The sequence below is a fragment of the Bacillus ndiopicus genome, assembly GCF_000612805.1.
Lineage (GTDB): Bacteria > Bacillota > Bacilli > Bacillales_A > Planococcaceae > Metasolibacillus > Metasolibacillus ndiopicus.
Genome location: NZ_HG964410.1, coordinates 51,830 through 76,604, shown reverse-complemented (window position 1 = coordinate 76,604; position 24,775 = coordinate 51,830). Strand labels below are relative to the sequence as shown.

Sequence of the window (24,775 nt, the reverse complement as noted above, 5' to 3'; positions counted from 1 at the left end):
TTTTCATTTTATATACTTCATTTTAGTATTAACAAATATCGCTTTTAACTGCTGCAGTTTGTCAATTACTATTGCTGATACTTCAGTAAGGCTTTCTAAATATGCTACAGCAGCGTCTTTGTCACCTTGATGGTATGCTCGTACTGCCTTTTTTGCAATTTCGTGCACTTGTATGTGTGGCTGCTCAAGTTCTTTATAGGCCTGTTCATTGCCTAATAATTCTTTTGCAATTCCGTAATACCATACACCTAAACGAGACTCTTTTGGCAATTCAATATCGTTCTCTGTCATCTGCTCAAAGCCAAGTATTAAATTATATATACGCCAACGCCATAATAAATGGTCTGTAATATTAAGCTCAATGATATCTTCTTGGCTTAAAATAAAGTTTTTAGAAATTGTAGAAGACCGGTAATCTTCAATCATTTTACTTAGCTTGTATATAGCGGAGCCTGTATCAAAAGTAATTTCTTTACTTTGCACAGTACTATGACGAATATTTTGGTTGCGTGCTGAAATATCTGAAGCAACCGTTGCTTGATGATGCGTTGTCGTAGCAATTTCATCAAAGCGTGCACCTTGCTGCTGCAATGCGCTGTTTAGCTCTGATAAAGTTTGCGAAATATGTAATGCGTTCGATGCGCTTTCATGCAAATCATATGTCGATTGCTTCGTCAGTTTATCGATATTATTTGTAATTTGTAATAGCTTTTGAATATCAGCCTGAATTGTTTCAACGGAGCTTTTCGTATCATCAGCTAGTTTTCTAATTTCGTCTGCTACAACCGCAAAGCCTTTACCAGCTTCCCCTGCTCTGGCAGCCTCAATCGAAGCATTTAATGCTAATAAATTCGTTTGATCTGCGATACCCTTTATAAGTGTCATTAGCTCGGTTACGCGCGTAACACCTTGCACTAAGCTCACAACATCCTGCTGTACTCGCTGCTGTCCTTCATCTGTTTGCTGGAGCATTTTCGTAATCGCTTCAAGTGAAGATATTCCCACACTAAGCTCCTTTAAAGAGCCACTCGTCCCTTCCGCAATATCTCCAATTGATGTTGAGACTTCCTCGATGCTTGCATCCAGCTCATTCATTAAATCGCTCGCTGTTATGGCATCATTTTGCTGTACACCTTGGAAATCCATCAATTCTTTAATTTGTTCAAGCTGTGTATTGTATTTAATAATGTCCCCTAAGCCATTTACAACAGAGCCACCTTGAATCTCAATATACGTTTCGACTATTATTTGCTGGTCAATCGTCACCAAGCTATCATATGCCAAAATGATATCTAACATTTCTACAGGATTTTTACGGTACTTTTTCACGATTAATGGGATAATTAATTGATTTACTAGCGTATAAGCCGAAATCATCCAGTTCGGTAATACGCCGATTCTCGCATGTGTATAGGCAATGCGCCTACGTTTAAATACATAGTCAATATCTAGCTCGTCCTCAAATAAGCTTGTGAAATGGCGGTCAAATGTCTTTTTTAGTCGATCTATTGATGAATGCTGATGGATAATTTGACTAAATTCCTCAATTTCTAATAAACGACTATAAAAATTATCTAAAATATATTCATTTTCTTTTCTGTAAATTTCAGCGATTTTTCTTACAGATTCTCGTCGAATATGTGATATCGCTAAAAAATCTAATTTTTCTTGAAAGCGCTCATTCGTCTTTATATCTGAATTTTGCTGTTGATGAAAGTAATCATATTGGTCAAAGCTTTTCTTAAACCCGAACATAAATCGCCCATCCTCTTTCTTATATTTTACAGACCTTTAATATCAGCCGAATTTTTGACGGAAGCCACATTTTCTGCATAGTTCTTCGACAGCTTCACGACGCGAGAAGCCATCAATAATATTATTTGCTCGTTCACTTTCTACAATATCGTTAAACGATGTTTCGTGAACATTGCCTAAATTAATAACCCCTTCACCATCTAAGCAGCAAGGAACAACCGTACCATCTACTAAAATTGCAGCATGGCTGCGCAGTGCATGACAAAAGCCTTTGCCCGTATCCTCAGGCTCTAAAAGACTTGGCCATCTAAATTCATGATCTTGATTCAAGTAAATATTGCGGCCAATTTTTATGCCCTTTCCAGGCTCTACACGCTCTTCAATTAAGTAATCTAAATTATATTCTCGTTCAAGCATTTCTAGTGTTTCGCGGTTTCTCCTTGCCACAATATCAGAGATTTCCTCTTTCTGTATATTCCATAATCGATAAGAAACAATGACATTATGCTGCTGTACTTCACGTACAAAATGCAAAATATCGCCCAAATATTTTTCCCGATTTTCAGAGCCCTCATGACCATCAAAGCTATGAAGAGAAAAGTTAATTTGGCGAAGTGCAGGCTTCCCTAATAGCTTATGGAAGTTTTTCTTAATGAGTGTGCCATTCGTTGTAATATTAACTTTGAAACCTTTTTCATGTGCGGCATCAAGCAATTGATCAATGCGTGGGTGAAGCAGTGGCTCTCCCTTTACATGTAAATAAATATATTTAGTATGCGGTCTAATTTCATCTAAAATTTTATTAAATTGTTCAACTTTAATTAAGCCTTTTGCCCTTGCTGTTGGAGGACAAAAGCTACAAGCTAAGTTACAAACACTCGTTATTTCAATGTATACCTTTTTAAATGTTTTCACAGTAAAATCACCATTCCAAAATTATTAATCCATTTCATTTTATCAAACTTTCATTCCTTTGCGTGTGAAATCTGTCACTTCCAAGCACAACTTCCTGTATATTTAACCTCTTTCATAGCCATATTTATTAATAAGAGGAGGGAATGTATCTTGACGACATCCGAAAATACAATATCCATTTATGCTTTGGGCGGCATGAATGAAATAGGAAAAAATATGTATGTAATTGAATGTGAGGAAGATATTTTTATTATTGATTGCGGTGCTAAATTCGCCAGTAATAACTTGTTAGGTGTGGATTTAATTGTGCCAGACATCACTTATTTGCAGGAACACCATGCTCGCATTCGTGCACTAATTGTAACACATGGACACGAAGATCATATCGGTGGAATTCCATATGTTTTGCAAAGATTGAATGTGCCTATTTATGCAAGTCGTTTTACACTTGGTTTAATTGAATTGAAGCTAAAGGAGCACAAGCTGCTGCGCGATACACAGCTAATCGAAATTGATGAAAATTCAAGCCTACAATTTACTACATCATCCGTTAGCTTTTTCAAAATAAATCATAGTATACCTGATTGCTTAGGTGTTGTTTTTCACACGGCGCAAGGAAAAATCGTGCATACTGGGGATTTTAAATTTGATTTCACTCCCGTTAATGATAAAGCTTCCGATATTCATAAAATGGCGGCTATTGGGGAGCAGGGCGTACTAGCGCTTATTTCTGAAAGTACAAATGCGGAACGACCTGGCATGACACCTTCTGAGCAGCTTGTAGGCGAAAACTTAAGGGATGCCTTCGCAAGGGCAACAAATAAAATTTTCGTAACAACCTTCGCTTCTAATGTCAATCGCATTCAGCAAATAGTAGAAGCAACTATTGAAACAAATCGCAGGCTTGTCTTGCTTGGTCGTAGTATGGTAAACGTAGTATCTGTTGCAGTTGAACGAGGCTATTTGCGCATGCCGCATCGCTTATTAGTCGATGCACGTGAGGTTCAGCATCTTGCACCTGAGCAAGTTGTCGTTTTGTGTACAGGCAGCCAAGGGGAGCCACTAGCTGCGCTTGCTCGTTTGGCAAATGGACGACAGCGCGACTTGCAAGTTCATTCGAATGACACAGTTATTTTTGCAACTTCACCTATCCCAGGTAATGAAAAAAATGTTTCTAAAATTATCGATGATTTATTTTATCTTGGGGCAAATGTTATTTACGGCTCAGGTAGTGCAACAGGTATGCATGTTTCAGGGCATGGCTATCAAGAGGATTTAAAGCTGATGCTGACATTGATGAAACCGAAGTATTTAATACCGATACACGGAGAATACCGCATGTTATACAAGCACCGTCAGCTTGCACAAGCTGTTGGTGTAAAGGATGAAAATATTTTTATTTTAAAAAATGGAGAAGTAGTCGATTTTATTCAATCTACCGCACGGCAAACGCGCAATGTACAAGCAGGGGAAACTTATGTAGATGGGATAGGGACTGGCGAAGTAGAAAACATCGTCCTGCGCGATCGTCAACAGTTAGCGGAAGATGGCATGCTCGTTATCGTCTTAACTGTCAAACAAGAAAATGGACAACCGCTTGCTCCTCCAGACACAATTTCCAGAGGCTTTGTTTACGCTAAAAATGCGGAAGGCTTACTTGTCGAAATAAACGACCTTGTCCTTGCCTCAGTTCAACCTTTTAAAGATGCAAATATTAGAGGCATGCAGCGTGCAATTAAAAAATCCGTCGGACAATATCTTTTCAATATTACACGAAAAAAACCAATGATTTTGCCAATTATTATCGCAATTTAATTACTGTTTTTAGGTAATTCCCTTCCTAATTGGGAGGGAATCTGCTTTTTGTTGATTTTCTTTGCTAATTAAATGTTATTTCTTACTATTTGAGCGTTTTTCTTTGCTATTTGAGCGCTTCTCTTCCTTAATTGATCCTTTCTCCCTATTCGGACGCTTTGTCTCCCTAATTGAGCGGTTCTATTCCTTAATTGAGCTTTTCTCCTTAATTGAGTGCTTCACTACTAAGCTTTTCCTTGCTTTTCATACACATGGGGAAGGGAGTGTTGGGAAAGCAGACAAATATCTACTTTTCCAACACTCCCTAATAACCCTAAGTCAAATCATTTTTAATAGCGCTTCCTCTCCCGTCATCCCTGCTACAATCCCTTGTTTTTCTGCTTCATTCGTGACGGATTCGAGTGGCGCCTTTAACAATTGATCAATCGTCTTTACCCCAACCGCACGCCCAGCAATGATTTTGCGTTCAGCTAATCGCTCATTTAATAAAGCAATATCAAGAGCGCCACACATTATATAGCCGAGATCATTTGATACGGTTAATAACGTTGTATTTGGCAAATACACCGTGACTGCTGTGAACGAATGCCCTTTAATATGCAAAGCTTCAATTGCGACGATATGCACCTCTCCTCTCTTGTTGTATACATATGGCAACAAGTGAAAAGATGTGCCTATTACTGCGCCTTCGCTATCTAAAATCTAATTTTTCAGCGCGCCTCATTATTTTCTACATGAAAACACAACAATCTCATTATCAACATACGTTTCTAAATGCACAGGGCGCCCCCATAGTTTATAAATATAATGCAGCACTTGCTCTAAATATTGTTGGTCTAGCTCCATTCCTTCATAGCAATGCTTTAAATAGAGTTCACCGTTACGTTTAAAATCTCCATCCACTACAACAATATATGGAAACCCGCCATTAACACGCATTGATACTAATTGATTGGTTACAGCCTCATATTCCTTATCCGTAATTCGATACTCATTGCCTACTTTTGCGAATACATATAAATCCTCTCGCTCCACAAGCTGCTTTGTTAAATAATTGCGTAAAAAGGAAGTATCCGATTCAATTTCTCGCACTTCAAAGATTTTTTCTCGTCCTGAATTAGGCTGAATTCCTCGCTTTTTCATTTCCTCTGTCGGCTGATTATAGCGCTGCTCAATATCCTCAAAAACTTTCAAGCCAAGGTAATACGGATTAATTGATGTTTTTGATGGCTGAACAACACCTGCATTTAGTTTGGCATAATCTATCGTTTCTGCTGTCGTTAAATTGAGCTCTCGCATAATACGTTGATGCCAATAGGATGCCCAGCCCTCATTCATAATTTTCGTTTCAAGCTGTGGCCAAAAATAGAGCATTTCCTCACGCATCATCGTTAAAATATCGCGTTGCCACTCTTCAAGCTCGCGACTATGCTGCTCAATAAAAATAAGTAAATCCTTCTCTGGCTCTGGTGGGAAGGTTTTCTTTTTTTCGATAGGCTCTTTTCGTGGCTCGTCAATCCCCCATAAATCATCGTATGGTGTGGAGCGTACTTTTGGTGCTTCTTCCTCTTCTTCAACTATTTGTGGACGGATAATTGCTGGATCAATATGCTCTTGAATGGCAAGCACCGCATCCAAAAACTCTTCTACCTCATCTTTGCCGTACAAGAGCTCATATTTAGCAATGCGCTCAGCCGTTGCTGTCATACTTTCCACCATATCGCGACGCGTATTAGAAAAGCGGACATTATTTTTGAAAAAATCGCAATGCGCAAGCACATGAGCAATAATTAATTTATTTTGCGTTAATGTATTCGTATCAAGCAAAAACGCATAGCATGGATTTGAATTAATAACGAGCTCGTAAATTTGACTTAAGCCTAGATCATATTGTAGCTTCATTCGATGAAACTGTTTGCCAAAGCTCCAATGTGTAAAGCGTGTAGGCATCCCATAAGCGCCAAATGTATATATTATTTCCGCTGGGCAAATTTCATAGCGCATAGGGAAAAAATCTAAGCCGAAACCAGTTGCCACCTCAGTAATTTCATCAATCGCTTTTTGCAGCGCCTTTTCCATTACTGCACTCCTTCTTTTTTAAAAATGCTTTTTAGTGCATCGTAAACATCAGATTTTCTTTTAATAATATAATGACGAAATTTCGGATGTTCGATTTTACTATAAGCGGACATCAACGCGGATGTTCTGCTGTAGGCGTTCACTTCCCCATAGCCAAACATACTAGAAACTTCCATTAATTGCTCGATTAACTGTAGGCAACGGTCATTATCAGAGGATAAATTTTCTCCATCCGAAAAATGAACAGGGTAAATATTGTAGCGTGATGGAGAATATTTTTCGTTTATTAATTGTAATGCCTTTGCATAAGCTGAGGAGCAAATTGTCCCACCGCTCTCTCCTTTATTGAAAAACTCCTCCTCTGTTACTACTTTTGCCTCGGTATGATGAGCAATAAATTCAATATCTACAGCGCTATATTTTGAGCGTAAAAAACGCGTCATCCAAAAGAAAAAATTGCGAGCGCAAGTCTTTTCAAAAATCCCCATCGAACCACTCGTATCCATCATCGCTAGTACAACTGCGCGCGACTCAGGCTTCACAACCTCATCCCACGTTTTAAAACGTAAATCGTCTTGATGAATCGGATTAATTGCTGCCTTCCCATCTATTGCATTGCGTTTAATCGCTGTTAAAATGGTACGCTTTTTATCAATGTTGCCCATTAAGCCCTTTTTACGAATATCATTAAATTCTATTTTATTGGTCGCTATATTCGCCACTTCTTTTTGCTGTAAATTGGGGAGAGCTAGCTGTTGAAACAGCATTTCCTCAACGTCCTCTAGCCGTACCTCAGCCTCATAATAATCTTTTCCAGCTTCCTTGCCAGCCTCTCTTCCTTGTCCTTGCTGTGCTTTACCATCTCGCGCAATGACATCGCCTACTTGGCTATCCCCCTGCCCTTGCCCAACATGCTTTGATTTATCTGTATTGTAACGAATTTTATATTCATCTAAAGAACGAATCGGAATTTTAATGACCTCTCGACCTTTTGATAAAATAATACTTTCCTCACTAATTAACTCTGGTAAATTATTTTTAATCGCCTCGTCAATTTTCTGTCGATGACGTTCTTGGTCCTGATATCCTTTACGATGGAGGGACCAATTTTCCTTTGAGATAATGAACTGCTGTTGCTGCTTGTCACTCATTTTATCCACACCCATCTGCAAATTCGCTTTTTTTATACTATGCAATCCTACTGAATTTTTGAACTGTATTCGCGAAATAATTTCAGTATAATGAATATAATAAAATTTCAGAAAGTGGGTTTGGGAATGTGGGAGAAAATTTTAATTGAAACAACGCGAGGGACTTTTGAAGTGTTTAAAAAGGGGAATGGTCAACCTATCTGCGTAACACATTTATACAGCGAATACGATTCCCGAGGTAATATATTTGCAGATTTATTCACAGCACATGCAACTGTCTATTTAGTTAATTTAAGAGGCTGTGGCAATTCAACAGATGACCTTTCCAAATTTAATTACAGCATGACGCATACTGTAGAAGATTTAGAAGCAGTCCGTCTAGCACTAGGATTTGAACAGTGGATATTTGCAGGACATTCGACAGGTGGAATGTTGGCATTAAAATACGCTATTATGCATCCAGATAGCCTTGTGTATATCGTCGCAGGTGGCTTATGCGCTTCTTCTGATTATATGCGACATCCTAGTAGCATTTATTGTTCAGCTAACCCGAATAATCTACGCATTAAGGAAATTTTAGTAATGCTACGTAACCCAGAATCGACACTTGAAGAGAGACGCGCTGGAAGCAAAGAATGGTCGCTTATGTCATTGTATGATGAAAAGCTTTATGACACGATGATTAGTCGTCCTAATAGCGGCAAAACTGTTTCAAAGCGACTTGATTATTTCTCTTACGAGGAGCTACCTACATACGATTTACGACCTGAATTACCTCATGTTGCTACAACAGCCTATATATACTGTGGCTTACATGATGCGCAATGCCCATATGAGTTTTCTGCTGAAACTGCTACGCTTATGCCTAATGCAACACTGCAAACTTTTGAGCAGAGCAATCATTTTCCTTTTATTGAGGAAGAGGAGACATTTCGTCAGTTTGTGATGGCGACTTTTAGTTAAAATGGGCAGTGTAGGGGAAAATTGCATTCCTACACTGCCCTTTGCGAGGTTTATTCCATGTTTTTCAGAGTTTATTCCACATTTTCAAAAGTTTATTCCATGTTTCTCAGAGTTTATTCCACGTTTTCAAAGGTTTATTCCATGTTCTCCATAAATTCGCCTTATCGATTCAATAAACTTCCCACATAGCGAAGCAATTCGTTCGCCGATGTTGTATTGTAGCCGTGCTCATCTACAAGCGTTGCGACAACTTCGTTTATTTTTTTCAGCTGTGCTTCATCTGGTGTTTGCGATGATGTAGTAATTTTTACGACATCCTTCAAATCGGCGAATAGCTTCTTCTGAATCGCCTCACGTAGACGATCGTGCGAATGGTAATCGAAGCGTTTGCCCTTTCTCGCAAAGGCCGATAAACGAATTAATATTTCCTCACGAAATGCCTTTTTCGCATTTTCAGATACGCCGATTTGCTCTTCAATTGAGCGCATTAGCTTTTCATCAGGATTCATTTCCTCACCTGTTAATGGATCGCGCAGCTTATTTTTATTGCAAAATGCCTCTACATTATCAAGGTAATTGTTCAATAATGTTTTTGCCGATTCCTCATACGAATAAACAAAGGCCTTTTGCACTTCCTTTTTCGCAATTTCATCGTATTCGCGACGAGCAACCGCAATATAATTCATAAATTTTTTGCGGTCATCCTCTGAAATAGAAGCGTGCTGATCTAAGCCATCCTTCAAGGCACGCAACACATCTAACGCATTAATCGATGGCACTTCCTTGCGAATAATTGCCGAGGAAATGCGGTTAATGACATAGCGCGGATCAATGCCCTGCATCCCTTCATTTGGATATTCCTTTTTCAATTCCTCAATATCAACCTCGTTATAGCCTTCGATGCTTTCCCCGTTGTAAAGGCGCATCTTTTTGACAACATCGACACCTTGTTTTTTCGGAATTTCTAGCCTAGTTAAAACAGAAAAAATAGCAGCTACTTTAAGTGCATGCGGTGCGATATGTACATGTGCCATATCGCTATCATGTATCATTTTTTCGTAAATACGCTCTTCCTGACTAACCTTTAAATTATACGGAATTGGCATAACGATAATACGCGAATGCAATGCCTCATTCTTTTTATTAGCAATAAATGTACGATATTCTGTTTCATTCGTATGAGCGACAATTAATTCGTCTGCACTAATTAAAGCAAAGCGCCCTGCTTTAAAATTGCCTTCCTGTGTTAATGATAGTAAATGCCATAAAAACTTTTCATCGAGCTTTAGCATTTCTTGAAACTCCATCATTCCTCGGTTTGCCTTATTCAGCTCGCCATCAAAGCGATAGGCACGAGGATCAGACTCCGAGCCGTACTGTGCAATTGTCGAAAAGTCAATGCTCCCAGTTAAATCGGCAATATCCTGTGATTTCGGGTCAGATGGTGTGAATGTGCCTATACCTACTCGGCGATCCTCAGAAAAGAAAATACGCTCTATTCGCACTTCTTCAATACGTCCACCATACTCCTGCTCAAGGCGCATCGTATTTAATGGTGACAAGCTTCCTTCGATACGAATCCCGTACTCCTCATAAAAATCATCTCGCAAATGATGCGGAATTAAATGTAATGGATCTTCATGCATTGGACAGCCTTTAATTGCGTAAACCGCCCCACGCTCTGTACGTGAAAATTGCTCCAAACCGCGCTTTAGCATTGTCACAATCGTTGATTTCCCACCACTCACAGGTCCCATTAACAATAAAATTCGCTTGCGCACATCAAGTCTTTTAGCAGCAGGATGAAAATATTCCTCTACCAATCGCTCAAGAGCTGTTTCTAATCCGAATATTTCCTCACCGAAAAAGCGATACATTTTCTGACCATCTTTCTCTTCAACACCTGCACTTTTCAGCATATTGTAAACACGAGAATGTGCAGTTTGTGCGACTTCAGGTCGTCGTTTAATAATCTCCAAATAATCCGCGAAGCTACCTTCCCATTTCAGACGATTTTCTTCTTCTCTGTAATTTTTAATTTTATTTAAAATGCTAATAGTTTTTCCTCCATTCAAGCCTTTATTTTACATCGTATGAATGGAGGTGAATGTTGATTCCAATTATTCTATACAGATAACTGTGCACAATTACGTCCAGCTTTTTTAGCGCGATATAACGCTGCATCAGCATCCTGAAATAATTGATGCAGGTCATCCTTTATACAAAAAGGATTTGAAGCAAGACCTACACTAACGGTCACATATGGAAAAAAAGGCGAGGCTTCATGTTTTATACGCCGAAGTTCGACCATTCTACATATTTTGTTAGCAAAATGTAGCGCTTCTTTACGCTCTACATCAAACATTAAATAAATAAACTCTTCGCCACCAAAACGCCCAACAAAGTGGTGCTCTCCTGCTAGCTTCTTCAAAATTGCAGCAACTTCCTGTAACGCTTTATCTCCAGCTAAATGACCATAGTAGTCATTAAAATGCTTAAAGGCATCAATATCTAATAGCATCACTGTTACATGGCGCGCTTTATTTCCCATTGTTGCTTCCACATAATCATATAGCCCGCGACGATTCGGCATTGCTGTTAACTCGTCACGCGTTGCTAAAAGCTGTAAACTACCATTGGTATATGCTAATTGATTATTTTTTTGTAACAATAACTGCTCGTGCTCAAACATCCTGTAGTGTCCTTGGTAAATAAAATACGAGCCTGCTAAACTAATTACAATAAAGAATGCGATATTAACCAAATGCGCCAATACGATTTCTGTATTAGGTTGTACTATTATTAAGCCACCTAATAAGTAGAGTGTTGGGATGCTTTGTAGCAAAATAAAGGATTTTAGACGTATATGGTACATAATTGCGACACCTAGTAAATTGATTAAATATGCTGTCACATGCCCGTAAGAATCTTGGTCTAATAATGTAATTGTTGCTGCCCACATTAATGTAAACCAATAATAATTCCATATAATCATTTTGACTAATTGATAATCAAAAGATTTTCTATCCATTACACTCGTTAAAAAAAGAAATAAAACAGAAAATACAAGCAACAGTAAATGTAGTAATAAGTAACTGTCCCAAATATCCCCATTCTGTATAATGTTTATCATGATTAATAACAATTCAAGCGTAACTACTATCCAAACAAAATATTTAGCTCGATACATGTTTTGTCTAATAAATTTGTTATTAATTTGTTGCATAGCTACCTCCATTTCGTATCCCCAATCCTAAATATTTAATTTACCTTTTTTGTCATGTTATATAGCAGTACCTTATGTATATCACCTATCCATTTAAATTTTTCAATTAATTCCTTTTGCTCTTTTTGAAGTCGTAATAAATAGATATTTTCTGTTAGCATATATTGCTCTAATTGTGGCAATGTTGTTAATATCTTTTGAATCTGCTCTAAAATAGCTTGCCATTGTGCAAAACGGGCAATAAGCTTCTGCTGAGTTTCAATACTAGGTAGCTGAACAATTTGCTGCTCAATTTCTTCGATTACTAATGGCTGTGCTTGTAAATAATAAAATAAATATTCACTTAAGATCATTGATTGACATGGGATAATGGCAATAATATTTTTTCCAATGTAAAGCTCTTGCTGACAAATATGATATGCCTTTTCAATTGAGTGTATTAAAACTGTTCCTGCTGGTACTTTAGTTAGATATATATCCTGCTCTATGGGATGCTGAATTTTCGGTAAGTATTGTATGTTTTTCAATAGTCCCCAATGCTCGCTATTAACAAATGGTATACCTTCGTTTGCAAAATAATTTGAGGGTGGTACAGTTGCATCTTTTACAATTTTAGCTAAATGGTCCAATTTATATTGTTGCATCAAAATATTCCCCCTATATACATATATAATATATCCTATTTCATTTGTACCATTATAATACAACTTTTATTAAATGTACTATTTTAAAGGTATCTTCATTTAAAATGTTTTTCACTAGCTTTTAACATAGAGGTGAAATGACATGTCGGATTTTTTAAAGCTGGTAGGGGAACAACTCCGTGCAATTCGCATTGCAAAAGGTTTAAGCCAAGATGAATTAGCAGAGAGAACAGGAAAAATTAGCTTTAGTAAAGGGCGTATTTCTAATATAGAAAACGGGCAATCAAATATTACATTAAGCACGTTAGAATGTTTAATGCACGCATTAGATATTGCACCAGATGAGCTTTTTAATTTTCAAACCTTAACGAATGTTGCAGATATCGAAGAGAAAAATTTAATGTTGAGCATCCATCATTCTCTATTAAGAGAGCGTGATTTAGACGAGGTGAAATATGTCGTTCGTATCACGAAAGATTTTTTAAATACAATGGACGCCCAAATAAAAAAGAACAGCTCTAAGTAATCGTTAAGAGCTGTCCTTTTTTGTGCAGAATTATGCACGATATTTATTTGTAAGTCCTCTCAAAAAATAGCGAGCAAAGCTATCGCCGCATTCTTTATAGTTTTTATGGCTCGGATTGCGTAAAATCGCACCAAGCTCACCTTTCGATACTTTAATACCGCCGCCCTCATCTATTAAATCAATAACATCCTCACTCGTTAAAGCTAAGGCGATTTTTACTTTTTTTAGTAGCATATTATTTGGGCTTTCCTGACCTGTAGCCTTTGGTGGCGCAACTGGCTCTCCAGTGTCAGATAGCTGTGGACCACGCTTAAATGTAATAAAGCCATTGAGAAATGCCTCAAGCATTTTATTATTACATTTTTTAAAGTTTTCAGGTGCCTCCTCATCTTCCTTCACCTTGATCAGCATATCCATCACATCTTCTTTTGTCACTTCAATACCACCAAGCTTAAAAATCTCCATCATATCTATGTTTTTAATATCGAATGCGTAGCGCAAGCGAATTAAAATATCATTATTTGTCATTACATATCTCCTTTACTTTTATCCACTGCTTGTTATTGTACCAAATAACGCTCTTGCCTGTTAGTTTTAAGCAAAATTGGAGTATAAATTAATGCCTCAGCTTATTGCTCCATATAACCACTGCTACGCACAATATTACAAAGTGGCTTAATCAATTCCATCTCGGCGTAATTGATTTTTATTTTACAAATCATTAAGTTTACGGGCGAAATTCGCTTGGAATCGGGCGAATATATCCGTTTAACGGGCGAATTCACCAGCCAATCGGGCGAATCGTTACTTTAGGCCTAATCCAAAGCTATACATTCCAACTCTTCTTCAATTTTCTATTGAAGTGCAAAAAGCCGTTAGGAACTATGCGCATTCGCCTATTTCTCTAACAGCTTATTTCTTCAACCTTGAAAGATTACAATTGGTTAATTTCTTCAATCCATTGTATAACTCGTTTTGATTGATCTAATGTAATTGGTGGCTTGCCTGTTTGAAAGAAGCTTATTATCTGCTCTAATAAGGAAACATAATATGGTTTTTTCATCTTCCAAAATTCTAGGCTATGTGGAATATTGCCATAATGAACTACGCCCCCAAATTTATCATGCCACTCATATTCCCCTCGAAATATTGCTTTTCTTCCATTTTGGAAATGCAAGGTTACAAGCTCCGCATTATCTAGAAGCAGCTTGTCGAATTTCTCAACATCACAATTAAATAATTGATCAATCCATTCGAGTGAGTGGATTCCGTACCAATAATAGCCAGGCATCGCAGGTTGGCTAGGCAATGGTCCGTAAGCATATAAAAAATCAACTGGCTTATCAATAAAATCATTTAACACTTCACTAAATCGTAAGCTAGATGCAGTGAACACTGGTGTCCCATAATTTAAAGCCAGTTGCTCAATTTTGCTAAAGGATTCTATTCCAATGGTAATTGGCTTATCGATAAAGACAGGCTTTCCATATGGTGCAAGCTTTTCAAACCATGCTGCATGGTTTCTTCCATCAACTGTTACAATTATCCAGCCATCAATATGGGGCGCAAGTTCTTCAACTGTTTCATATTTTTTCACTTGCCACTGTTTTAATATTTCCTTATACTTAGCAGCTCGATTAGCGCTAATTTCTAAATCAAAGGAGCTCGCTTCTATATAACCGGAAATCGTTCCATGCTCTAGGTAGAATGGGTGTGATTCATCCTGCAAAATTCTCGTAAATATTTCTACATGCGACGTATCATTACCAATTAAGCCTATTCTCATTCAGCTACCTCCTTAAAAACATATCGTTGTCTCGGTCTACCGCGCTTTTCCACTTTTTCTGTTCCTTTTACTTCAATCAAGCCTGTATCTAACCAGCTAGCAATTAGCCGATTAGCCGTTCGATTCGTTACATTAAAAGTAGCTGCTACTTCCTGTGCTGTAAAATGTGTTAAACGATTCTTTTTAAGATACGCCTTCATCACTTCATTCTTTCTTACACCTGCTAAGTGAGGTTCGCCTTCTAATTTATAAATTAACGGTGTGGCGATTTCAACAGGGCCAATCACAGCGCGCTCTTCATTCACAATAAAGGAATGATTGCCCTTTCTTTGCTTAGCTTGAGCTAAAGCCAATTCTGCATGATAGTATGCTAAAAAAGTTGTCCAACCAAATCCAATACCTATTTGTAGCGTGAAATTTTGCAAATTTTTCATATCACTGTATAATGTAATATTTTTATAGCCTTCAGTAGCCCTTTCGAATTCACCTCTATGTGTTATAAACAAGTATTCATCACCATTATTAGGTAATAGAAGACCATTCATTTCATCAACAAATCTTGAAATTAATTTTTCAATTTTATATTTTTGCAGAAGATTTTCTTGATTCGTCGGTGGGTTATCCGAAAAGCTTTGTAGAGCAATTTTCCCAAACACAATTTGATGATCTTTCTCTCTTCTTTTTGTCATGGACAGGAGCATTCTTTCAAGACATACTATCACATCTTCCTTTGTCGGTTGCAGCCAAACTACCGGAACACCTGCCATCAACAAATTGTCAGCAATTAGCTTTAATGAGGTAATAACACCTAACTTTTTATATGCTTGATAATTTTTTTCATGCTCTTGACATAGCTCTTCCACCTGTTGAACATGGCTTGATATATTTACGTATATAATGCTCAAATCCTCAATATTTTCAACAATAGGATTGATATATTCTTCCGCTACTCCATCAATACTTATATGCTGAATCGAAGCTTTCGTCGTTAGCTCAAAAAGGGCTTTATATAAGCCATTTCCTTTTAATGGGATGAAATAACAATCGACCGTAAGTGAGAGGCAATCTTTTACTAATAAATATGTCGCTCTGCTTGAAAATAAAATACAATCAACGCTACCTTCTAATTCCTCAGTAAACGTAATCGCATCAAAAATATTATCTGAAAATCGATATTCCACAGTGAGTGACGGAAACATAGAAAAGCATTCCTTTATCATATCCTTAATCCAAAACGGTCCTATAAAGGCTACTTTCAACAAAGCCATTCCCCCAAACAAGGGGCTGCTGGATTAGTCCAGACAAGCCCCTTAGAAATATTCACAATTGCAACAAAGAAGCAGATACCTGTTGCCGTCTATTATAAACTAATAATTAGCAAAATTCTTATATTAACGATTTTTAATAATTGTATTTTTTTCCATTAGAATTAAAATAGATTTTCATTGTCCTTTTGTAAAAAATCCGCTACAAAATCATCATCATGTAAATGAGGATACAGTTCATATACTTGCTCAATTAATTGCGCTTGCCCTTCACTCAGTACTTCACGCTCACTAATACAAATATTTTGCATCATTAGCCCTTGTCGTGTTAGCACTTCATTTATGCCAGCAATGCTACCTTTAAACTGATTTTTCGAATCAAAGAAAGCGGCATTAGCATGTGTGATTTGTTGGGCAGTTGTCATCCACTTTAATGGTAGCTGCTCTTGTTCTCGCTCGACCTTAATTTCTTTAAATAATTTTACTGCTGTCGAAGTCCATACAGCCCAATGCCCTAATAAACCGCCTACAATGCGTTTTTGTACTCGCTTATTATTTATTTCCTCTTCAAAAACTGTAAATAAATCATGCACAATTGTGTCATCGTTTCCTGTATATAACGCGATTTCCTGTTCGCGCGAAGAATGCATTACAGCCCTTGCAACATCAATCGTTAAATAGCGATTAAATGGTGCTATTTTAATTGCATATACTGTTGGTATTTCACAAAACTCTCGCCAATAGCCCTCACTGAAAATTCTTCCTCCTACTGCTGGTTGCAAATAAAATCCAATAATAGGGATAATGCTAGCGACAGCTTTTGCCCTTTCTAACAGTTGCTCCTCTGAAAGATGCGCTAAGCCATTATTGCTTAATAGTACAAGATGGTAACCTATCTCTTTAGCATACTGTGCCTCTTTTTTAGCTTGCTCTATTTCACCACTAACACCTGCTATTTTAATAAAATCCGGTTGGGCATGGTTATTAATTTCCTCATTAGCAAGCGCAAGTACTTTTTTGTACAATTCAAAGTCATCATGAATTTCAAATTGTGTTGTATGCACTCCTACAGCTATCCCATCTACACCAGCAGCAATATAATATCTTGTTAAACGTCTTTGAGAAACCTCATCTAGCGTTTTATCTTCGTTTAACGCTAATGGGTGCGCTGGAAGAAAGGAGCCTTCTATAATTTTCTTTTTAATTTGCTCATTTATCACTTAGTAGCGCCCCTTTCTTTCTTGGAAATGTGTCGGTTTATTTATATATTCACCATCGTTATCAATCCAATATGCAATTAAATCTAGTAGCTCTTCAATTGAAACGGAAGGGTAGCCAAATGCTCTATGAGCTTTTGAAGAGTTACTTAGCAATGCTGTATCACTTTCTTGACCTATAATTTGCGGATTTTTATTAAAGCGTTTGCCAAATTGCTCTGCTAGCCAACGAACAGATAATGTTTCTGGCCCCGTCGCATTAAAAATATTTGGCGGGGTCGTGGCATGTAATAATGAGCGAATTGCATATTCATTTGCACTTCCTTGCCAAATTACATTCACATGCCCCATCGTTACATCAATTGGTTGCTCACTATATACAGAGCGAGCAATTTCAACTAACACACCATATCTTAAATCTATTGCGTAATTCAGCCTAAAAATTGACATAGGTGTTTGATCTCGATGCGAAAAATATGTGAATACACGCTCACGTCCTAATGAGGATTGCCCATATTCTCCAACTGGATTAGGTGCTTGCGATTCATCACATCCACCATTTTTTACAGCAGATAACGGATAGACATTTCCTGTTGAAAATACAACAATTTTAGAGCCTTTATAGTGCTCAGCGACACGCCCTGGTAAATAGCTATTCATTGCCCAAGTAAAATGCTCATTTCCTTGTGTGCCAAACTTATTACCTGCCATATATATAACATTCTCTGTTTTTGGTAATTTTTTTAATTCCTCATCACTTAATAAATCACATGCGATTGTAGCAATTCCTTTATCGTTTAATTCCTCTTGAAGTGTCCCTTGCGAAAATCGCGAAACCCCTATCACTTGCTGGTTTGTTCCTGCAGCATCAATCGCATTTTTTAATAAATACGCTAATGTCGGTCCCATTTTCCCGCCAATACCTAGGATTGTAATATCCCCTTTGATTTTCTTTACATCCTCTATTAATGCAGTCGATGGTCTTGCCATATACTGCTCTAGCTGTTCTACATTGTTTAACATTTGAAAGCCCCCTACTCTACCCTAAAAATATATTTTTAAAATTATTAAACGCTAAATAAACTAAGACAAGTAAACCTACAATGGCAAAAATATTGCTTACAAGCCCATTTTTTAAATCACCCATAATGGATTTCGTATTGGCAATAACTAAGATTGCTACTGCGATAAATGGAACAACAAAAATAGTTACACCTTGTGCAAAGATAATTAAATTTACCGGAGCTCCATTAAATACAAGCGCTATAATAGAGCCAATTAACATAACCCCAATAATCGCGATTTTAACTTTTATATTTGAAAGTGAATGCCCTAAGCCAACCCCATCTGCAAATAGCCCTCCTCCAATTGTGGCATTACCAACTAATGAAGAGAATGAGGCACCAAACAAGCCTAATACAAAAACAAATACTGCAAATCCACCAAATGATGGCTTCAAAATATCAGCCATCTCAATTGCATTATTTACTACGATGCCCATTGGCTTTAAAACTGCTGCAGCTGTTATCATAATTAAAAACGAAATGAAGCCAAGTAAAAATATCCCGAAAAATGCTTCAGCTACTGTTTCTTTTGCTTGTGAAATTTTTGCACCTTTTTCACGCACAAGATAGGATTGATACAGTGCCCCTACGATTGAAAAAGAAGTTGCGAACAATGCAATGATTAATCCGACACTTCCTTCAGGCAATGCAGGAATTAATCCACTAAATATGTCTGAAAGTGAAGGTCTAACTACAATTGTTGTGATTAAAAATGCCAAAAGCATAATAATAACTAGTACAAGCATAAGTTTTTCTAAAATTTTATAAAAATGTGTAAAAAACAATAGTCCAACAGCCAGCACAGTGCCAACAATTATCCACACTTTTGAGTTGACTCCTGTAATTGCTTCAACTGCAATCCCTGTACCAATTGCATTACCAGCTTGGAAGGAGGCACATACTAAAAATGCACCTATACCTATAAAGATTGCGGCTATTTTCCCCCAACGCTCTCTTACAATCCCTATAAATGTTGCTTTCCCAGCTAATCCAATACGAGCGCTCATCTCCGTATAGCTAGCCATTAATATAACGGCTAACACTAAAATCCACACTAGCTGCGTCCCATAAATTGCGCCAATCTTTGAAGAGAGCGTTATTGACCCTGGTCCTAATACTAAAGCTGATGTAATCAACCCTGGCCCTAACATTTTTAGAAATCTTGAAACCGCTCCTTGACTCCCCTTGCTAACTTCATGCTGATTAACCTTCATTGACATCCCAATTCCCCCTTTTCAAATCACTGAATTTTCTTACTACTGATTTTATAGAAAGAACTAAAATAAAGACACGTCCTTTTTTCGTCTTTAATTCCTTCTAGCAATTACTGTTCAGCAAATTCAAAACAAAACAAAAAGGGAATGTTGGATAAGCCCAACCTCCCTTGAAATGATAAGTTTTTATTTTATAGACCATTAAGCTTTCGGGCGAATCTATCCGTTTAACGGGCGAATTCACCTGCTCATTGAGCGAATCGTTACTTTAGGCCTACACTCGAGCTAAAATGCAATATTTGCTTGCAACCATTTCAAAGCTATACATCCCAGCTCTTCTTCAATTTACGAGACAAAACAAGCAAAATAACTAAATAGATTGCCGCAATACTAAATACAAAATAATTCTTTTCCAGCAGTTGGTTCCCAACGAACGAATAAATAACAATGGATGGTAGTTTGCCAAGCAATGTTGCTAAGGCATACGTTTTTAAGGGCACTTGAAAAGCACCACAAATAATATTTACTAAGGCTGTTGGTAGAAAAGGAATCAACCTTGCAATCAAAATCGCTAAAAAGCCATTTTTTTGAAGTAAAGTGAAGAACTTTGACGATTGGTTCAGCTTATTTAGCTTTTTCTCATAGTAATTTTTCAAAAAATTTTTACACAGCACAAACATTAAAATAGCACCTAGTACACTGCCACTAATGTTTATAGCGAGGGCAATCCATAACGGATATGCCAAACCAATCGTACTATAAACAATAGCAATCGGCATAAATGGAACAAATGATAATGCCAATAATAACAAAAAGCTAGCAGCGCCTTTTGCAAAACTTGGTGTTTGAAGCCAATCGATAAATATAGTGTCCATTGAATAACCTCTAGTTTATGTTATTTGCTTCGTTTTGTAATTAATTTGCTAACTCACTTTTCACCCTATCCCGAAACGCTGCATCTGTTAAAAATTTCAGTTGAAAGCTATTTAAATTTTGAGAGAGTTTTTTCTGTTCTACAATGGATAAATCATTGGAGAAAAACGCTAATTCCGTCTTGTTTTGTTTCTTATCTGTTGCGTACATAGCAACGGTTAAAACAAATACAGTGGAGCCACCCTTTTGTCCCGCATGAGTGAACAGCTTACGATTGCCCTCGCTCTCCATTAATTGCTCCATTACAGGGTCGAGATATTGATAAACCTCCTTGCTAAAGTAAGTTTTGTTGTTGAGTCTATTCATTAGCGTTACATAGTCCTCTGTTGTTGAGCGTGGTAAGCGATCTGACCAAATTTTTTGCATGCCTAGGTCCATCACTTTCCCTAATTGCTTTTTATCCTGCTCTGACAACGGCTTAGTTAACCAGCTATTATGAAGTTCTACCGTCCGTCTGCGATATTCCTCCATATCCATTTCTTGCATCGCCTTCAGTAATTCCTTCTTTGTTAAGTTTTGTTCACGCATTAACTGTGCAGGTACATATTGTGCACTAACAATTGGATATAAAGGGTCATGCTTTAAAAGACCTAAGCTACTAAGTGTTTGATTAATATTTTCAAGACCTAACACATTAATCAAATAGTCTGTATTGGCATTCGAGCTATAACCAATCATTCCTTTAGCAATCTCCTGTAATGAGGCACTATCTCCTTGCAGCTGGGCTAGCCAAGCCTCATGTGCGCCACCATCTGTTTTTGCTATGTAAAACTTCTCCAATTCCTGTATACTCACTTGCTGATTCGGATCAATTTTCCCCTGTGCTGCCTGTTGCGCGTATTCAATCGCTACAATAATTTTCACTGTACTTGCTAAAGGCAACATTTTCTCTTTATTCACACTAGCCCAGTTTTCGTCATTATATGTAATCGATAGTGCCACATTTTCCTTTGCAGCATTTTCTTTAATAAAATCAATGATATAGTCAGAATCTGCTGCTTTTGCTTCCTTATTAAACATATAAACCCCAATGCCAAACAGTAAAACAAGTGCGAGTGCTATACCTCCAGCAATCCATATTACAATTTTCAATTGGATGCCCCTCCCTTTATTCTCGTTTACTGTATTTACGTTTAATTTCTTTGAAAGTTTCACGAAAAAATTAGGAGCCTATAGAGCACAAAAGCTCAACTGAACAAAAGTCAGCTGAGCGTAATTATGCCAAGCAGTTATTTATTTTAATGTTGGCTGCGTAACTAGCACACGCTTAATAAATAAGGAGCAAATCAGACCAATAATAGCTATGATAACAGCAAAGGTATAGGAATGCTGAATACCGTAAACTATGGCCTCAACCTTTGCAACTGGGCTCTCAGGATTACTTACTTGAGATAAAATAGCATTTTGATTTCTGTTTAGTATGCTAACAGCGATTGCTGTGCCAATTGCACCAGAAGTTTGAATAGTAGTATTGACAATCGCTGTTCCATCAGGATAGTTACTTCGTTGTAATTGATTTAATCCGTTGGTCTGTGATGGTGTTGTAATCATAGACATCCCTACCATTAACAAAGTATAAAAGATAATAATTGTTAACCCGTTGGTAGTGGTAGTTATTTGCGAAAAGACTAATACCGAAATGGTGCCAAAGATGAAGCCTGGTATCACTACCCATCTTGGACCAAATTTATCAAATAAATGTCCAGTAATGAGCGCCATAATTCCATTGATGATTCCTCCAGGTAATAGCAACAAGCCCGCATCAGCGGACGATAAGCCTAAACCACCTTGTATGTACATAGGTAATAGTAAATTACTTGAGAAAATGATGAAGTTACTCAAAACCGTTAATCCTATCCCCATCATAAACATCGGATGTTTAAAAACACGAACATTAAGAATAGGCTCTTCAAGCTTTAATTGACGCCACCCAAATAAAGCTAAGGAAATTCCTCCGATGATAAGAGCAAGAGTAACTGGTAAACTAGACCATCCTAATTGTTCTTCCCCAGCTAGACTGAATCCCATAACGAGTCCGCTAAATCCTAAAGTTGATAAAACTATAGAGATAAAATCAATTGCTGGTTTCTTTTCAACAGAAAGGTCAATTATATGAATTAGACCTAAGCATAATGACAGTAATAAAAACGGAATAGGTATCAAAAATATCCAATGCCAGTTTAAATACTCCACAATAAATCCAGAAATGGCTGGACCAGTTGCTGGAGCAAACATCATCACTAAACTAACCATCCCCATAGCAACTCCACGCCTATGTGGTGGAAAAATAACCAAAATCGTATTAAATAAAATTGGTGTGGCTAAACCTGTTCCACACGCTTGAATAATTCGACCAAGTAATAACATAGAAAAGCTTGGAGAATTGGCTGCAAGCACTAAACCAGTAATAGAAAAAATTAAAGCCGTAATAAATATTTTTTTCGTTTTAAAACGTCTAATTAGCAAGCTTGAAATAGGGATAAGGGTACCTAATACAAGTAGATAACTAGTTGTTAACCACTGCACAGTTGCAGCAGAAACATCAAATTCTATCATTAAATGATGTAAAGCAATATTAAGGGCTGTTTCACTAAACATCCCCATAAACCCACAAATGAGCAGTGCTATCATTAATGGCACTACTTTCACTTGCTTATTATTTAATTGATTAATATGCATAATATGTCATTAACGACTCCTTTATCAGTGGGGTTGTCTGAAATATTTTCCCTTTAGAAAAGTGAATATTTCTTTTGAATATGTTGAAAGCACTAGATTTAACTTCTTTACATTCATTTTTAAAGCGAAGAAGTAAAACTAGATTTTTCATTATTCAAGGGTGCTTTAACTTTCAAGACAGCCTATTAATCCTATAAAAAAGAACTGGAGATTATAAGTATGTAGCTATTTATTTTAGGCTTCCTCAGTTCATTTACAGGACCATACTAACACGGAAATCATTATATGAAAAATATTAAAAAATTTAATTATGCATACTTTTTCGATATAATAGGATAGTTAAAATAATCCATTATTATAAATAATCAATTATGGCTGATGATTCTATAATCGCCCTCTCTCCACATACATTTCCCGCAAATAACCCATTAGTAATTCAATATCGTTTAACGTATAATAATAAAAAATTCCTATCATTATAAAAGGAGCATTAAAGGGGGAAATCAAGTGGAACTGAAGCAATTGGAATACTTTCTGACATTAAGTCAAGAATTGCATTTTACTCGTGCTGCTGAAAAACTTGGCATCACCCAGCCCTCACTTAGTCAGCAAATTCGTTTGCTTGAGCATGAAATTGGTATGCCTCTCTTTGATCGTGTTGGCAAGAAAACGCTACTTACCGAAGCAGGTCGAGCATTGCTACATCATAGTTATAATGTGTTTCATGAACTCTCACAGGCACGCGCAGCAATTAGCGAATTGCAAGGTTTAGAGAGGGGTACATTAAAAATTGGTGCACTTCTAACCGTTGTCAATTACTTACTTCCTCCAACGGTGATGGGATTCCATAATAGTTACCCAAATGTAGAGCTTTCTTTGCTTGGGCTGCGAACTGGTGATATTTATAACGGATTGCTGCAAAATGAGCTTGATCTGGGAATTGTTTTCTTGCCAATGGAGCACGAAGATCTTGAAACCATCCCGCTTTATCAGGAAAATCTAGCACTAGCGGTAGCTGTAGACCATCCCATCGCCCAAGCAGCGTTTGTAACGCTTGATATTTTAAAGGAAACACCTTCTGTTCTATTACCGAATACTTATTTCTTACGACAAGTAATCAACGAACAGTGCCAATCACTAGCATTCACACCCCAACCAGTACTCGAAATGACAACAATGGAATCAATCATTACAATGGTTGCCAAAGGAATGGGTGTCACTATCCTACCAAAAGGTTACTTGGATTATATTGATAATCCACATATTCGCACAATCCCGCTTAAAAATCCGATGCTCACTACACAAATTGGTATCGTGTATCGTAAAAATAAACATTTATGTGCAGCCAGTCGTGTATTTATGGAGCAATTAGTATCAACTGTTAACAGCAAAAAATTTTAAACGATTCTACTCTCTAAAACGTAACAAATTTTAGGTGCTTTGCAATCACTTCTCTAGGCGGGAACTCCAAAGGAATTAATGTTTTCCAGGAAACAAAGTCCGATGCACACAAAGCGATTATCAATCACTACCCGAGACTTTG

21 protein-coding genes are annotated in these 24,775 nt (G+C 37.2%); 4 read left to right on the top strand and 17 right to left on the bottom strand.

Annotated elements, in window-relative coordinates; all coding sequences use genetic code 11:
• Positions 1 to 3: 3 nt before the first annotated feature.
• On the bottom strand, positions 4 to 1,755 hold the full coding sequence (locus TY13_RS17880) for a protoglobin domain-containing protein (protein WP_042478845.1): 1,752 nt from the start codon (positions 1,753 to 1,755) through the stop codon (positions 4 to 6).
• Positions 1,756 to 1,797: 42 nt separating this feature from the next.
• Positions 1,798 to 2,670: a radical SAM/SPASM domain-containing protein gene (locus tag TY13_RS17875; protein ID WP_042478843.1), complete on the bottom strand. Its 873-nt coding sequence runs from the start codon at positions 2,668 to 2,670 to the stop codon at positions 1,798 to 1,800.
• Between the two features lie 150 nt (positions 2,671 to 2,820).
• On the opposite strand from TY13_RS17875, the gene TY13_RS17870 reads away from it, so the two are divergent.
• On the top strand, positions 2,821 to 4,485 hold the full coding sequence (locus TY13_RS17870; RefSeq protein WP_074432981.1) for a ribonuclease J: 1,665 nt from the start codon (positions 2,821 to 2,823) through the stop codon (positions 4,483 to 4,485).
• Positions 4,486 to 4,803: 318 nt separating this feature from the next.
• Here the strand turns inward: TY13_RS17870 and TY13_RS17865 are convergent, their stop codons facing one another.
• From TY13_RS17865 to yhbH, 3 genes are all read right to left on the bottom strand, one after another.
• Positions 4,804 to 5,106, bottom strand: coding sequence for a YunC family protein (locus tag TY13_RS17865; protein WP_042478994.1), 303 nt, complete (start codon positions 5,104 to 5,106; stop codon positions 4,804 to 4,806).
• Positions 5,107 to 5,208: 102 nt separating this feature from the next.
• On the bottom strand, positions 5,209 to 6,564 hold the full coding sequence (locus TY13_RS17860) for a SpoVR family protein (RefSeq protein ID WP_042478842.1): 1,356 nt from the start codon (positions 6,562 to 6,564) through the stop codon (positions 5,209 to 5,211).
• Positions 6,564 to 7,715, bottom strand: a complete 1,152-nt coding sequence (gene yhbH / locus TY13_RS17855; protein WP_042478840.1) for a sporulation protein YhbH — start codon at positions 7,713 to 7,715, stop codon at positions 6,564 to 6,566. Before yhbH ends, TY13_RS17860 begins: the two co-directional genes overlap by 1 nt.
• Positions 7,716 to 7,841: 126 nt before the next feature.
• On the opposite strand from yhbH, the gene TY13_RS17850 reads away from it, so the two are divergent.
• Complete coding sequence (locus tag TY13_RS17850; RefSeq protein ID WP_042478838.1) at positions 7,842 to 8,678, top strand: alpha/beta fold hydrolase; 837 nt, start codon at positions 7,842 to 7,844, stop codon at positions 8,676 to 8,678.
• A 161-nt stretch (positions 8,679 to 8,839) separates the two neighbouring features.
• On the opposite strand, the gene TY13_RS17845 is transcribed toward TY13_RS17850, so the two are convergent.
• From TY13_RS17845 to TY13_RS17835, 3 genes are all read right to left on the bottom strand, one after another.
• Positions 8,840 to 10,735, bottom strand: a complete 1,896-nt coding sequence (locus TY13_RS17845; protein WP_042478993.1) for a PrkA family serine protein kinase — start codon at positions 10,733 to 10,735, stop codon at positions 8,840 to 8,842.
• A gap of 68 nt (positions 10,736 to 10,803) precedes the next feature.
• Positions 10,804 to 11,904, bottom strand: coding sequence for a GGDEF domain-containing protein (locus TY13_RS17840; RefSeq protein ID WP_195891720.1), 1,101 nt, complete (start codon positions 11,902 to 11,904; stop codon positions 10,804 to 10,806).
• Positions 11,905 to 11,939: 35 nt separating this feature from the next.
• The gene (locus TY13_RS17835) at positions 11,940 to 12,548 is read right to left on the bottom strand and encodes a restriction endonuclease subunit S domain-containing protein (protein ID WP_042478834.1); all 609 of its coding nucleotides are present in this window, start codon (positions 12,546 to 12,548) and stop codon (positions 11,940 to 11,942) included.
• Positions 12,549 to 12,690: 142 nt separating this feature from the next.
• Here TY13_RS17835 and TY13_RS17830 point away from each other — a divergent pair, with 142 nt between their 5' ends.
• On the top strand, positions 12,691 to 13,074 hold the full coding sequence (locus TY13_RS17830; protein ID WP_042478833.1) for a helix-turn-helix domain-containing protein: 384 nt from the start codon (positions 12,691 to 12,693) through the stop codon (positions 13,072 to 13,074).
• Positions 13,075 to 13,104: 30 nt separating this feature from the next.
• Here the strand turns inward: TY13_RS17830 and TY13_RS17825 are convergent, their stop codons facing one another.
• The 9 genes from TY13_RS17825 to TY13_RS17785 all read right to left on the bottom strand — a co-directional run bounded on the left by TY13_RS17825 (position 13,105) and on the right by TY13_RS17785 (position 23,232).
• On the bottom strand, positions 13,105 to 13,602 hold the full coding sequence (locus TY13_RS17825) for a YehS family protein (RefSeq protein ID WP_042478831.1): 498 nt from the start codon (positions 13,600 to 13,602) through the stop codon (positions 13,105 to 13,107).
• 406 nt (positions 13,603 to 14,008) lie between these two features.
• A complete protein-coding gene (locus tag TY13_RS17820) occupies positions 14,009 to 14,860 on the bottom strand; it encodes a Gfo/Idh/MocA family oxidoreductase (protein WP_042478829.1) in 852 nt (283 codons plus the stop codon).
• Positions 14,857 to 16,122: a helix-turn-helix domain-containing protein gene (locus TY13_RS17815; protein WP_042478827.1), complete on the bottom strand. Its 1,266-nt coding sequence runs from the start codon at positions 16,120 to 16,122 to the stop codon at positions 14,857 to 14,859. Before TY13_RS17815 ends, TY13_RS17820 begins: the two co-directional genes overlap by 4 nt.
• 167 nt (positions 16,123 to 16,289) lie before the next feature.
• Positions 16,290 to 17,345, bottom strand: a complete 1,056-nt coding sequence (locus TY13_RS17810; RefSeq protein ID WP_195891719.1) for a dihydrodipicolinate synthase family protein — start codon at positions 17,343 to 17,345, stop codon at positions 16,290 to 16,292.
• A complete protein-coding gene (locus TY13_RS17805) occupies positions 17,346 to 18,365 on the bottom strand; it encodes an NAD-dependent epimerase/dehydratase family protein (RefSeq protein ID WP_042478825.1) in 1,020 nt (339 codons plus the stop codon).
• A gap of 16 nt (positions 18,366 to 18,381) precedes the next feature.
• Entirely contained in the window at positions 18,382 to 19,626 is a 1,245-nt protein-coding gene (locus TY13_RS17800; RefSeq protein WP_154661638.1) for an Nramp family divalent metal transporter, read from the bottom strand.
• Between the two features lie 314 nt (positions 19,627 to 19,940).
• Positions 19,941 to 20,495: a TVP38/TMEM64 family protein gene (locus TY13_RS17795; RefSeq protein ID WP_042478824.1), complete on the bottom strand. Its 555-nt coding sequence runs from the start codon at positions 20,493 to 20,495 to the stop codon at positions 19,941 to 19,943.
• Positions 20,496 to 20,535: 40 nt separating this feature from the next.
• Positions 20,536 to 21,645 (bottom strand): serine hydrolase, encoded by a 1,110-nt coding sequence (locus TY13_RS17790; protein WP_042478823.1) that lies wholly within the window; start codon positions 21,643 to 21,645, stop codon positions 20,536 to 20,538.
• A 141-nt stretch (positions 21,646 to 21,786) separates the two neighbouring features.
• Positions 21,787 to 23,232 carry a DHA2 family efflux MFS transporter permease subunit gene (locus TY13_RS17785; RefSeq protein ID WP_042478822.1) on the bottom strand — a complete coding sequence of 482 codons (1,446 nt, stop codon included), beginning with the start codon at positions 23,230 to 23,232 and terminating at the stop codon, positions 21,787 to 21,789.
• 507 nt (positions 23,233 to 23,739) lie between these two features.
• On the opposite strand from TY13_RS17785, the gene TY13_RS17780 reads away from it, so the two are divergent.
• Positions 23,740 to 24,633: a LysR family transcriptional regulator gene (locus TY13_RS17780; protein WP_042478821.1), complete on the top strand. Its 894-nt coding sequence runs from the start codon at positions 23,740 to 23,742 to the stop codon at positions 24,631 to 24,633.
• Positions 24,634 to 24,775 lie beyond the last annotated feature (142 nt).